General features: G+C 69.8%; 13 protein-coding genes. 7 read left to right on the top strand and 6 right to left on the bottom strand.

The features are described from left to right. Positions 1–8 precede the first annotated feature (8 nt). From yidC to rpmH, 4 genes are read right to left on the bottom strand one after another with little or no spacing between them, the layout of a single operon-like run. Complete coding sequence (gene yidC, locus ACWER9_RS24995) at positions 9–998, bottom strand: membrane protein insertase YidC (protein WP_452304110.1); 990 nt, start codon at positions 996–998, stop codon at positions 9–11. Further along, on the bottom strand, positions 995–1,291 hold the full coding sequence (gene yidD / locus ACWER9_RS24990) for a membrane protein insertion efficiency factor YidD (protein ID WP_452304109.1): 297 nt from the start codon (positions 1,289–1,291) through the stop codon (positions 995–997). Before yidD ends, yidC begins: the two co-directional genes overlap by 4 nt. Continuing rightward, positions 1,288–1,704, bottom strand: coding sequence for a ribonuclease P protein component (gene rnpA, locus ACWER9_RS24985; RefSeq protein WP_452304108.1), 417 nt, complete (start codon positions 1,702–1,704; stop codon positions 1,288–1,290). Before rnpA ends, yidD begins: the two co-directional genes overlap by 4 nt. A 34-nt stretch (positions 1,705–1,738) precedes the next feature. Next, a complete protein-coding gene (gene rpmH / locus ACWER9_RS24980) occupies positions 1,739–1,876 on the bottom strand; it encodes a 50S ribosomal protein L34 (protein WP_007453904.1) in 138 nt (45 codons plus the stop codon). 640 nt (positions 1,877–2,516) lie between these two features. Here rpmH and dnaA point away from each other — a divergent pair. The 5 genes from dnaA to ACWER9_RS24955 all read left to right on the top strand — a co-directional run bounded on the left by dnaA (position 2,517) and on the right by ACWER9_RS24955 (position 8,918). After that, positions 2,517–4,346, top strand: a complete 1,830-nt coding sequence (gene dnaA / locus ACWER9_RS24975) for a chromosomal replication initiator protein DnaA (RefSeq protein ID WP_452304133.1) — start codon at positions 2,517–2,519, stop codon at positions 4,344–4,346. Between the two features lie 774 nt (positions 4,347–5,120). Next, positions 5,121–6,254 (top strand): DNA polymerase III subunit beta, encoded by a 1,134-nt coding sequence (gene dnaN, locus ACWER9_RS24970; RefSeq protein ID WP_357348393.1) that lies wholly within the window; start codon positions 5,121–5,123, stop codon positions 6,252–6,254. A gap of 40 nt (positions 6,255–6,294) precedes the next feature. Next, on the top strand, positions 6,295–7,167 hold the full coding sequence (gene gnd, locus ACWER9_RS24965) for a phosphogluconate dehydrogenase (NAD(+)-dependent, decarboxylating) (RefSeq protein ID WP_452304107.1): 873 nt from the start codon (positions 6,295–6,297) through the stop codon (positions 7,165–7,167). Positions 7,168–7,183: 16 nt separating this feature from the next. Continuing rightward, positions 7,184–8,317, top strand: coding sequence for a DNA replication/repair protein RecF (gene recF / locus ACWER9_RS24960; RefSeq protein ID WP_452304106.1), 1,134 nt, complete (start codon positions 7,184–7,186; stop codon positions 8,315–8,317). Beyond that, on the top strand, positions 8,307–8,918 hold the full coding sequence (locus ACWER9_RS24955) for a DUF721 domain-containing protein (protein ID WP_452304105.1): 612 nt from the start codon (positions 8,307–8,309) through the stop codon (positions 8,916–8,918). Before recF ends, ACWER9_RS24955 begins: the two co-directional genes overlap by 11 nt. A 9-nt stretch (positions 8,919–8,927) precedes the next feature. Here the strand turns inward: ACWER9_RS24955 and ACWER9_RS24950 are convergent, their stop codons facing one another. Then, positions 8,928–9,155, bottom strand: coding sequence for a hypothetical protein (locus ACWER9_RS24950; RefSeq protein ID WP_452304104.1), 228 nt, complete (start codon positions 9,153–9,155; stop codon positions 8,928–8,930). Positions 9,156–9,280: 125 nt separating this feature from the next. On the opposite strand from ACWER9_RS24950, the gene ACWER9_RS24945 reads away from it, so the two are divergent. Further along, complete coding sequence (locus tag ACWER9_RS24945) at positions 9,281–9,757, top strand: MarR family winged helix-turn-helix transcriptional regulator (RefSeq protein ID WP_452304103.1); 477 nt, start codon at positions 9,281–9,283, stop codon at positions 9,755–9,757. Here the strand turns inward: ACWER9_RS24945 and ACWER9_RS24940 are convergent. Beyond that, positions 9,742–10,296, bottom strand: coding sequence for a hypothetical protein (locus ACWER9_RS24940; protein WP_238657701.1), 555 nt, complete (start codon positions 10,294–10,296; stop codon positions 9,742–9,744). The genes ACWER9_RS24945 and ACWER9_RS24940 overlap by 16 nt on opposite strands. A gap of 520 nt (positions 10,297–10,816) precedes the next feature. On the opposite strand from ACWER9_RS24940, the gene gyrB reads away from it, so the two are divergent. Further along, positions 10,817–12,727 (top strand): DNA topoisomerase (ATP-hydrolyzing) subunit B (gene gyrB, locus ACWER9_RS24935; protein ID WP_452304102.1); only part of this gene is annotated, 1,911 nt, incomplete at its 3' end.

Genomic DNA, 12,727 nt, shown 5'->3' with positions numbered 1-12,727 from the left:
CTCACACGTCAGCCCTGCCGCTTGGCGGGGCGGCCCTTCTTCGGGTTGTTCACCGGCTTGGCACCCGGCTTCGGCCCGGCAACCTTGGGCGCGGCGGCCTTGACCGGCGCCGGCGGGGCCGTCTTGCCGCGACCGAACAGGCCGCCGGACTTGGCGGGCTGCACCGGGTTGCGGGTGGCAGCGGGAGCGGTGGCCTTCTTGGCGGTCACCGGCGGCGGGAACTTCCGCAGCACCCACTGCTGCTGACCGAGGGTGAAGAGGTTGTTGGTGACCCAGTAGATGATGACGCCGATCGGGAAGATCGCGCCGGAGATCAGCAGCGACGCGGGGATGCCGTAGAGCATCAGTCGCTGGATCATCCGCTGCTGCGGGTCCTCGGCCCAGCCGGTCTTGAGGATCATCTGACGGCTGGTCAGGTAGGTGGTCGCGATCATGACCAGGACCAGGACACCAGCAATGATCTTCACGGTGCTGCCGTTGGCGCCGAGGCTGGCCAGCTCGTCGGCCGTCGAGCCGAACTTGCCGGCGATCGGCGCGGTGAAGAGCTTCGCCTGCGAGGCGCTCTGGAACTGGTCGACGGTCCAGCCGTAGAGGGTCTTGTTCTGCTTGTCTGGGTCGAGCCGGCGCAGCACGTGGAAGAGCCCCAGGAAGACCGGGATCTGAAGGAACATCGGAAGGCAACCCATGAGCGGGTTGGCCTTCTCCTTCTTGTACAGCTCCATCATTTCTTTCTGGAGCGTCTCCCGGTCACCCTTGTGCTTCTCCTGAAGCTCCTTGACCTTGGGCTGGAGCGCCTGCATCGCCCGCTGCGACTTGATCTGCTTGACGAAGACCGGGAACAGGATCACCCGGACGGTGACCACCAGGAAGATGATGGCCAGGATCCAGGCGAAGTTGGTGCCGATCACCGCGCCGACGGGCACCCCGATGGCGTCCCAGGCAGAGTGCCAGGTCAGCAGGATCCACGAAATCGCGTAGTAGATCCAGTCGAGACTCAATTCGGGGCTCCAGTCACATCAGCACGGCGGCGGTCGCCCGGCTCCGGAACCGGGTCGTATCCACCAGGGTGAAAGGGGTGGCAGCGCAACAGCCGCCGGACCGCCAGCACAGCTCCCCGGAGCGCACCGTGCCGCACGACCGCCTCCTGGGCGTACGCACTGCACGACGGGTAGAACCGACAGCGAGCCGGCAGTGCCGGACTTATCCACCGACGGTACGCGATGATGGGCGCGATCAGCACCTTGGCACCGGTTGTCGACGGGCGTGGGCTGGTCTGGTCGGTGCCGCTCATCGGGGCCGCCGCTCGCGGGGTGACCGGGCGACCGCGATGGCGGCGTCCAGGTCGGTGGCGAGTCGAGGGTAGGACGCCTGCGCCGCGGCGGGGAGCGCCCGGACGACCAGGGTGCTGCCGACGGGCAGGGCGGCCAATCGCTCCCGGACCAGCGCCCGCAGTCGACGGCGGACCCGGTTGCGGGTCACCGCGTTGCCGACCGCCTTGGACACGACGAAGCCGGCACGGGACGGCACGGACGACTGCTCCGCACTGTTGTCCCGTACCGGCTCCGGCGAGGTCGGTGTGCTGGGGCCGACGGACACCGGCACGGTCAGGTGGACCACGACGGCGCCACGTCCGGCGCGTCGGCCACCGCGAACCGCTGCGGCGAAGTCAGTGCTGCGCCGCAGTCGCTGTGCGGCGGCCAGCACGACTGCCCACGTCCCCTGGACCGGCCCGGTCGGCTCAGGCCGACAGGGTGGTGCGACCCTTGGCGCGACGGCTCGAGAGGATGGCACGGCCGGCACGGGTGCGCATGCGCAGCCGGAAGCCGTGGGTCTTCGCGCGCCGGCGGTTGTTCGGCTGGTAGGTGCGCTTGCTCACGTCAGGCTCTCCGTTTTCGTACGCGCCCCGCGCGACGGGATCGCCGGGGTCGTGTGGTGGTCCAGGCCACCTCGACGGTGGCCCACGATCGGTGCTGTCCGGCGGAGCGGGACCTCGGCGATGCGGGGATGCGACCGCGGACAGCAAGCACCCATCACCCTAGCAGAGGGCGAGAAAGCAGCCGTTCCAGCCTACGCAGGGGTGCAATGACCGTCAAACACCCCGAGCGGCGGACAACGGGACGCGCCCGAGGCGGGACGGCGGTTTTCGCTGATGCCGACAAGGGCGCCGCCGCGTCGCCGGTTGATGGCGCAGGGACAACGCTGTTACCGTGCCCGATTGCGGTGAGCGTCGGAAGCTCCGGTCGTCGCACAGGCAAGAGTCGCACAGGCAAGACCGGACCAGGCAGTGAATCGTTCGGCACGGTGAACCCGCTTCAGCGCCCGATCAGGCAGGGGCAGGTCCCACCCGCGTCCGGCGGCGGCCACAATCGGTCGGTACACAGGCTGTGGATAACTTGTGGATGACCACCGGTCGACCGTCCGGGTGGGTGTTGTTCCACCCGCGAACGCGGCGGGCCCGGGACGGCCGGCTGGCAGACAGCGGCGGCCGGGAGCAGAAGCGAGGGGGTGGCACGACGGTGGCCGGTACGACCGACCTTGCCGCAGTGTGGTTGGCGGCGACCGACGAGCTCGCCGACGAGATCATCTCCGCCCAGCAGCGTGCCTATCTCCGACTGACCCGGCTGCGGGCGATCGTCGAGGACACCGCACTGCTCTCCGTCCCGGACGCGTTCACCCGCGACGTGATCGAGTCACGGCTGCGCCCGGCCATCACCGAGGCGCTCACCCGCCGGCTCGGCCGACCGATCCAGGTGGCGGTCACCGTTCGGGTGGCCGAGGACGCCGCCGGCCGACCGGCTGGCACCGTCTACCGCAGCGCCCCGGAGCCGGGGCCGCTCGACATCGACGGGCCGGGTATCGCCCCGTTCGACGACGACCAGGGTGCCCGGCCGTCTGCCGACGCGATGATCCCCGAGCAGTCAGCCGCGCCGCGTACTTCGGATCCGGTGGCGCCTCCCGCGCCGGCAGGGCCGCCGCTCGCGCCGGCCGTCGACGGGCACCGCCCGGGGCTCATTCCCGCAAGCAGGGACGGCCAGGAGGCGTTGTTCAGCGCCGCCTTCGCGGAGCCCATGCGGTCGCCCCGACCGGGCCCGGACCGGCGCGGCTACGACGAGCAGGCCGCTCGCCTGGACCCGCCCGGCCCGGACACCCGGCCCTACGAGCCCCGCTACCGGGACGACTCGGCGTCACCACGCGACCAGCACGTGATCCGCTCGCTTCCCCGGGACAGCGGAACGGACAGCGGCCCGGGCCGCAGCGCGGTGGACCATCGGCCCGGTGGCCGCGACGACCGCCGGTTGCCCGGGGCCGACTCCGGCGGCAACCGGCTCAATCCGAAGTACATGTTCGAGACGTTCGTCATCGGCTCGTCCAACCGCTTCGCCCACGCGGCGAGCGTCGCGGTGGCGGAGTCACCGGCGAAGGCGTACAACCCGCTCTTCATCTACGGGCACTCCGGGCTGGGCAAGACCCACCTGTTGCACGCCATCGGGCACTACGCCACGACGCTCGGCAACGCCCGCTCGGTCCGGTACGTCTCGACCGAGGAATTCACCAACGACTTCATCAACTCGCTCCGGGACGACAAGACCAGTGCGTTCCAGCGGCGCTACCGCGACGTCGACATCCTGCTGATCGACGACATCCAGTTCCTGGAGAACCGCGAGCGCACCCAGGAGGAGTTCTTCCACACCTTCAACACCCTGCACAACGCCAACAAGCAGATCGTGATCACCTCCGACCGGTCGCCGCGGCAGCTCGCCACCCTCGAGGACCGGATGCGCACCCGGTTCGAGTGGGGGTTGCTCGCCGACATCCAGCCACCGGACCTGGAGACCCGGATCGCGATCCTGCAGAAGAAGGCGGCGCAGGAGCGGATGTACGCCCCGCCGGACGTGTTGGAGTTCATCGCCTCCCGGGTGTCGAACTCGATCCGGGAGCTGGAGGGCGCGCTGATCCGGGTGACCGCGTTCGCCAGCCTGACCCGGTCGACCGTCGAGCTGTCGCTGGCCGAGGAGGTGCTGCGGGACTTCATGCCCGACGGCGCCGGCCCGGAGATCAACGCCGACCAGATCATGGCCTCGACCGCCGACTACTTCGGGGTGAGCCTGGAGGACCTGCGGGGGCAGTCCAGGTCCCGGGTGCTTGTGAACGCCCGTCAGGTGGCCATGTACCTGTGTCGGGAGTTGACCGAGCTGTCGCTGCCCCGGATCGGGCAGGCGTTCGGTGGCCGGGACCACACCACTGTGATGCACGCCGACCGCAAGATTCGTCAGCAGATGGCGGAGCGGCGCTCGTTGTACAACCAGATCGCCGAGCTGACCAACCGGATCAAGCAGAACAGCTAGGCGTACGACCGCCGTCGCGGCGGCACACAGCCCGGGACACGCCCGGCCGGATCGCCGGCCGGGCGTTCTTTTTGGTCCGCCAACTGGACTCTCGACATGGTGGAGACCACATCATCGAGGCCGTGACCGCCTCGTCGTCCACTCGTTGTCCACAGCTCGTTGTCCACCGTCGGTGGATAACTACGGTCCGTCCTCCGTCGGTTACCCACAGGCTGTGGAGAAACCCTGTGTACGACGCTGTGGACGCCTGGGGACAACCGCCACGTTTTCCACCGATGACCGACGACCTGTGTACGAGCTGTTGAAGGTTCTGGGGATGACGGCAATGGTGATCTTCCCCGCGATCCACAGGCTTGGGGAGAAAGTCGGTGGATTACCGGTGGACAACCGGTGGACAACGGTGGACAACCGGCCGCCGAAGCCGGCCTGTGGACACACAGGCCGGTTGTACCCCCGGTTCTCCACAGCTAAATCACCTGTAGATAACCTGTCTGACCTGCGCAGACCTCGGTTTTCCACAGTTTGCACAGGTGCGATGAAGACGATGAGTTATCTCTTCTAAGAGAACAAAAACCAATCATCACCGTTGGGCTTTCTGTGGATCGGGCCGAACGCTGTCGGATCAGCCGGTCAGCACCGACACGAAGCATGGGGTCGGGCGCACAGCCGATAGCCCCGCGCCCTAAGGTGCGATGGGTACCCGCACGGTTGGGCGGGACGGTAGGCAGCGGTCGGCATGAGAGAGTTGTCGTCGACGTCGACGCGGAGGCATTGATGAAGTTCCGAGTGGAGCGCGACGCGCTCGCCGAGGCCGTGGCCTGGACCGCGAAGAGCCTGCCCAACCGGCCATCCGTACCGGTGCTCGCCGGGGTGATGCTCCGCGTCACCGACGGCAACCTGCGGGTCTCCGGGTTCGACTACGAGGTCTCCAGCCAGGTGACCGTCGAGGTGCAGGGCGATGCCGACGGCGCCGCGCTCGTCTCCGGCCGCCTGCTCGCCGAGATCACCAAGGCGTTGCCGGCCAAGCCTGTCGACATCGCCGCGGTCGGCGCGCACCTCGAGCTGGTCTGTGGCAGCGCCCGGTTCACCCTGCCCACCATGCCGGTGGAGGACTACCCCGCGCTGCCGGAGATGCCGCAGAGCGCCGGCACGGTGGACGCGGCCGCGTTCGCCACCGCGGTGTCCCAGGTGGCCATCGCCGCCGGTCGGGACGAGACGCTGCCGATGATGACCGGTGTCCGGGTCGAGCTGTCCGGCGACACGCTGTCGATGCTCGCCACTGACCGTTACCGGTTGGCGCTGCGCGAGATCCAGTGGCGCCCGGACGACCCCGAGGTGAGCATCAACGCCTTGGTGCCCGCCCGCACCCTGAACGACACCGCCAAGGCCCTCGGCCCGCTCGGCGGTGAGGTCACCCTCGCTCTCGCCCAGGGCGCTGCGGGCGAGGGCATGGTCGGCCTCGCCGGCGGCACCCGACGCACCACCAGCCGCCTGCTCGACGGCGCCAACTACCCGCCGGTGCGGTCCCTCTTCCCGGCCACCCACAACGCCACGGCCCTGGTGCCGGTGAGCACGCTCATCGAGGTGGTCAAGCGGGTGGCGCTCGTCGCCGAGCGGACCACCCCGGTGCTACTCAGCTTCAGCGCCGACGGCCTGGTCGTCGAGGCCGGCGGTTCCGAGGAGGCACGGGCCAGCGAGGCGATGGAGGCCACCTTCACCGGCGACCCGCTGACCATCGGCTTCAACCCGCAGTACCTCATCGACGGTCTGGCAAACCTGGGCTCCCAGACGGCCGTGCTCTCGTTCGTCGACGCCTTCAAGCCCGCGGTGATCTCTCCCGCTGGCGAGGATGGCGAGGTGATTCCGGGGTACCGGTACCTCATCATGCCGATCCGCGTCTCGCGCTGATCGCGCCCAGCAACACCCAGATCCACGGAGGTAGGAACACATGCAGCTCGGCCTAGTAGGACTCGGCCGTATGGGCGGCAACATGCGGGAGCGGTTGCGCTCCGCCGGGCACGAGGTGGTCGGGTTCGACCACAACGCGCAGATCAGCGACGTGACGACCCTTGCGGGCCTGGCTGAGAAGCTCGAGTCCCCGCGCGCGGTCTGGACCATGGTGCCCGCCGGTGTCACCGACGCCACCATCGACGAGCTCGCCGAGGTGCTCGGTGCGGGCGACATCATCATCGACGGCGGCAACTCGCGCTTCAGCGACGACGCGCCCCGTGCCGAGCGGCTCAACGAGCTGGGCATCGGCTACATCGACGTCGGGGTCTCCGGCGGCGTCTGGGGCCGGCAGAACGGCTACGGGCTGATGGTCGGCGGCGCCCAGGAGCACGTCGACCGGCTCATGCCGATCTTCAACGCGCTCAAGCCGGAGGGCGAGTTCGGCTTCGTGCACGCCGGCCCGGTCGGTGCCGGGCACTACTCGAAGATGGTGCACAACGGCATCGAGTACGGCCTGATGCACGCCTACGCCGAGGGCTACGAGTTGATGGCCGCCTCGGAGCTGGTGACGAACGTGCCGGGCGTCATCAAGTCCTGGCGGGAGGGCACCGTCGTCCGTTCGTGGCTGCTCGACCTCCTGGACCGGGCGCTCGACGAGGACCCGGAGCTGGCCGACCTGAGCGGCTACACGGAGGACACCGGCGAGGGCCGGTGGACCGTCGACGAGGCGGTCCGGCTGGCCGTTCCGCTGAACGTCATCACCGCTTCGCTGTTCGCCAGGTTCGCCTCGCGGCAGGACGACTCGCCCGCCATGAAGGCCGTCTCCGCGCTGCGTCAGCAGTTCGGTGGCCACGCCGTCCACAAGCGCTGAGCGGTATCCACAACCTGTGTACGTTCACCGGCTGGAACTTGTCGACTTCCGCTCGTACGAGCGGGTAGCAGTCGATCTTCAGCCGGGGGCGAACGTCCTGGTCGGTGCCAACGGCGTCGGCAAGACGAACCTCGTCGAGGCGTTGGGTTACGTGGCGACCCTGGACTCGCACCGGGTCGCCACCGACGCGCCGCTGGTCCGGATGGGCGCCGCGTCCGCGGTGATCCGCTGCGCGGTGGTGCACGACGGCCGCGAGCTCCTTGTCGAGCTGGAGATCGTGCCCGGCAAGGCCAACCGGGCCCGCCTGGGCCGTTCGCCGGCGCGGCGGGCCCGGGACGTGCTCGGGGCGCTCCGGCTGGTGCTCTTCGCTCCGGAAGATCTCGAGCTGGTCCGGGGCGACCCGGCCGAGCGCCGTCGCTACCTGGACGACCTGCTGGTCAACCGGCAACCCCGGTACGCGGGCGTGCGGGCCGACTACGAGCGGGTCGTCAAGCAACGCAACGCCCTGCTGCGTACCGCGTACCTGGCCCGCAAGACCGGTGGGTCGCGGGGTGGTGACCTGGGCACCCTCGCGGTCTGGGACACCCACCTGGCCCAGCACGGCGCGGAACTGCTCGCCGGCCGCCTGGAGCTGGTGGCGGCGCTCACCCCGCACGTGGCCAAGGCGTACGACGCGGTGGCCGCCGGTCGGGGCGCGGCGGGCATCGCGTACCGGCCCTCGATCGAGCTGGCCGAGCCGACCACCGACCGGGCCGCGCTCGCCGAGGCGTTGACGGCGGCCCTCGCCGCGTCCCGCTCCGCCGAGATCGAGCGGGGCACCACCCTGGTCGGCCCACACCGCGACGAGTTGGCCCTGAGCCTCGGCCCGCTGCCCGCCAAGGGGTACGCCAGCCACGGCGAGTCGTGGTCGTTCGCGCTCGCGCTGCGGCTGGCCGGGTACGACCTGTTGCGCGCCGACGGCATCGAGCCGGTGCTGGTGCTCGACGACGTCTTCGCGGAGTTGGACACCGGCCGCCGGGAGCGGTTGGCGGAGCTGGTCGGCGGTGCGAGTCAGCTCCTGGTCACCTGTGCGGTGGACGACGACGTTCCGGCCGCCCTGCGCGGCACCCGTTATCAGGTCGGCGAAGGGGCGGTACGCCGTGTCGGATGAGCCACGCACAGGTCGACCGGCGGCAGGCGACGGCCCGGCTGCGCGTACCCCGAAGGCGGCGGAGGGGTCGACGGGCGGTGAGCCGGCGGCGGCCGCCAGCGGGCCGGAGCTGGCCCGGGCGGTGCTCGACGCGGCACTGTCCCGGCGGCAGGCGGCGGCCCGCGCCCGGCGCACGCCCGGCGGCGGTGACGCCGCCGGCGGCTCGGGGCGGCGGTTGCGCGGCTACTCCGGCCCCGGCCCCGACCCGCGCGATCCGCAGCCGCTCGGTGCCGTGTTGAACCGGCTGGTGAAGGCACGTGGCTGGCAGCAGCCGGCGGCCGAGGCCACCGTGTTCGGTGCCTGGGAGCGGGTCGTCGGCGCCGAGATCGCGCAGAACAGCCGCCCGGTGAAGTTGGAGAACGGTGAGCTGACCGTCGAGGCGCGGTCGACCGCGTGGGCCACCCAGCTGCGGCTGCTCGCGGGCTCGCTGCTCAAGCAGATCGCCAGCGAGGTCGGCCACAACGTGGTGCGCAAGCTGCACATCCACGGCCCGGCCGCGCCCTCCTGGGGGAAGGGACCACGCCGGGTACGCGGGCGGGGTCCCCGCGACACGTACGGCTGACCCGCCCGCTCAACCGTGCCTGTCGGCCTCGCGGGCTGCCCGCTTGCGATCCCGCTGTTCCCGGGTGAAGCGCTTGCGCTCGGCCAGGTCGCGTTTCCACGCCTCGCGGGCCTCGGCCGAGCCGCCCTGCACCGCGCCCTGCACACCCTCGGCCGGGCCGGCGAGGTGTCGGAAGGCCCAGCGCATCAGTCGGCCACCCTCGCCCGGAGCCTTGGTGACCGCGCCGTCCTCGCTCATCTGCCGCCCTCTTCCGCGCGTCGCCCCGCCGGCCTGCATTCATCGCGCGAGCAGACCTTTGGGGTGCCAATGGTTGGTGTACCAATGATCGGTACGATAGTCATCGTGGCAGGAGAGAGCAACCGATGAGCGAACGACCGGACGGCGTCGACCCGCTGGCCCTGGAGCAGCAGGTCTGTTTCGCCCTCTCCGTCGCCGCGCGCAGCGTGGTGGCCGTCTACCGGCCGCTGCTGGAGCCGATGGGGCTGACCCACCCGCAGTATCTGGTGATGTTGGCGCTCTGGCAGCACGCGCCGTTGTCCGGTCGCGACCTCAGCCGCCTGCTCCAGCTCGACCCGGGCACGCTGTCGCCTCTGCTCAAGCGGCTGGAGGCGGCAGGTTACCTACGTCGGGAGCGCGACCCGAGCGACGAGCGCAGCCTCGCCGTCACCCTCACCGCCAGTGGTGCCGCGCTGCGGAGTCAGGCGGAGCTGATCCCGGCCGCGATCGTGCAGCGGCTCGGGCTGCCCCTCGACGACCTGCAACACCTGCACGCCGTGCTGACGCAGTTGATCAAGGCCGCCAACCAGCCGGCGGACGCGGCGGCTCAGGCGTCGGCGTAGACGGCGAACCCGCGCTCGGCGCAGCGCCGGTAGAAGGCGGCCAGCACGCCCAGCTCGGCGCAGGTGAAGTTCCACTGCGGGGGGTCACCGCGCTCGTCGCGAAGCGCGTCGAGCCGGCTCTCCAGCCAGCGCAGCTGCTGCTCGGCCAACCGACCATCGCCGAGCAGGGAGCGCAGCACGGTGCTCACCGACTCGAAGGTGACCGCCTCTCCGTTCGGGCGGTGTGCGGCCACGAACCGCTCGATGCCGCTCGCGATCCAGGAGCAGCCGTCCGGGTCGATGACCGGGTCCTCGTCCTCGGCGGCGGCGTCTGTGGCGTACAACACACCTTCGAGGCCGAGCAACAGGTCCACCAATTCGGTGTACGCGGTCGCCCGGATGGTGCCGGTCTTCGCGATGAGCTCGGCCAGCGCCGCAGTCGGCGCCGAGATGCGCGGCAGGTCGACGATCTCGCCGAAGTCGACGAACTCGGCCGGCGCCACCGGATCGTAGAAGCGGCCGGTCCGCGGCCAGTGCACCGCGACGTTGTCCAGCCCCATCTGTCACCTCTTAAAAGAGCACGTGTCGGGTCGATCGGGTCGATCGTCCCGGTTCCAGGCCATAAAGATCAAGGCTGGTTCCGGGGCGCCGCAAACGTACGGCACTCACGCCTCGGCCGCGACCCCCGACCCGCCCGACCGCGGGTCAACCCGTCCGGCGGCGGCGCGTGCGATCCGAGCCTGGCGTGTGGGGGGAGTCGTGGGCGACGGGGTTCTGCCGGCTATGGACTTCTCAGCCGCCTCGCTGAGGGTGCCGAGTGGTGGTTCTGTCCTCCGCGCACAGTAGGATTGACAGCGAGACGAAGACCCGGTGCGGGGGGACGGGGGCCGGTGGCCCCAGGTTCATTCTCCACGTCGGGTCGAGCCGATCGCGATCCGCGGGCAACCGCGGCGACCGGCGCGTTCGACCCGCTGTCCGGAGGTCTCCGGCACCGGTCCGCGCGCCGACGTCGCGTCCTGTCCGCCGAACCCGCGCCCGCTGCGCCCTACCGGCGCGGCTGACGCGAGAAAGTGGCCGAGGGTGGCAGCGCAGGACAAGCAGGAGTACGGCGCAGAGTCGATCACCGTTCTCGAGGGGCTGGAGGCGGTTCGCAAGCGGCCCGGTATGTACATCGGGTCCACCGGCGAACGCGGTCTGCACCACCTCGTCTGGGAGGTCGTCGACAACGCGGTCGACGAGGCGCTGGCCGGATACTGCGACACCATCGACGTGGTGCTGCTCGCCGACGGCGGCGTCCGGGTCACCGACAACGGCCGTGGTTTCCCGGTCGACCTACACCCGAAGCTCAAGAAGCCGGGTGTCGAGGTCGCACTGACCGTGCTGCACGCCGGCGGCAAGTTCGACGGCAAGGCGTACGCGGTCTCCGGTGGTCTGCACGGCGTCGGTGTGTCCGTGGTGAACGCGCTCTCCACCCGGATGGCCGTGGAGATCCACAAGTCCGGTTTCGTCTGGCGGCAGCAGTACACCAACTCCAAGCCCAGCCCGCTGGAGAAGGGCGAGACCACCGACCGCAGCGGCTCGGCGGTCTCCTTCTGGCCCGACCCCGACGTCTTCGAGACCGTCGACTTCGACTTCCAGACCATCTACCGGCGACTCCAGGAGATGGCCTTCCTCAACCGCGCCCTGCGCATCCACCTGCTCGACGAGCGGGTCGCCGAGGAGGAGGACGGCCGGCAGCGCGAGGTCACCTTCTTCTACGAGGGCGGCATCTCCGACTTCGTCCGGCACCTCAACGCCTCGAAGAACCCGATCCACAAGACCGTGGTCGAGTTCGGCGCCGAGGAAGAGGGCATGTCCGTCGAGATCGCCATGCAGTGGAACGAGTCATACGGCGAGTCGGTCTACACGTTCGCCAACACGATCAACACCCACGAGGGCGGCACCCACGAGGAGGGCTTCCGGTCCGCGCTGACGAGCGTGGTCAACCGGTACGGCACCGACAAGAAGCTGCTCAAGGGCGACGAGAAGCTCTCCGGCGAGGACATCCGCGAAGGGCTCGCGGCGATCATCTCGGTCAAGTTGGCCAACCCGCAGTTCGAGGGCCAGACCAAGACCAAGCTCGGCAACACCCCGGTGAAGAGCTTCGTGCAGCGGGTCTGCAACGAGTGGTTGGTCGACTGGTTCGACCGCAACCCGGCCGAGGCCAAGATGATCATCACGAAGGCCTCCCAGGCCGCCCGGGCCCGGATCGCGGCCCAGCAGGCGCGCAAGCTGGCCCGGCGTAAGTCGCTGCTGGAGTCCGGCTCGATGCCGGGCAAGCTCGCGGACTGCCAGTCCACCGACCCGCGCGAGTCCGAGGTGTTCATCGTCGAGGGCGACTCGGCCGGTGGCTCGGCCAAGCAGGGCCGCGACCCACGGACCCAGGCGATCCTGCCGATCCGCGGCAAGATCCTCAACGTGGAGAAGGCCCGGATCGACCGGGTGCTGAAGAACAACGAGGTCCAGGCGCTGATCACCGCGCTGGGCACCGGCATCCACGACGACTTCGACATCGAGAAGCTGCGGTACCACAAGATCGTGCTGATGGCCGACGCGGACGTCGACGGCCAGCACATCCAGACGCTGCTGCTCACCCTGCTGTTCCGCTTCATGCGTCCGCTTGTCGAGTTGGGGCACGTCTACCTGGCCGCCCCGCCGCTCTACAAGATCAAGTGGAACAAGAAGGGCGACGACGCGCAGTACGCCTACTCCGACCGTGAGCGGGACGGGCTGATCGCGCTGCGCCAGCAGAAGAAGGCCAACGCCAAGCCGGACGACATCCAGCGCTTCAAGGGTCTCGGCGAGATGAACTATCCCGAGCTGTGGGAGACCACGATGAACCCGGCGACGCGTACCCTGCGTCAGGTCACTCTCGACGACGCGGCGACCGCCGACGAGTTGTTCAGTGTGCTGATGGGTGAGGACGTCGAGGCGCGCCGGTCGTTCATCCAG

Source organism: Micromonospora sp. NPDC003944, from assembly GCF_053605225.1.
The sequence above is the reverse complement of the archived record's forward strand: the minus strand, read 5'-3'. Positions and strand labels throughout refer to the sequence as shown.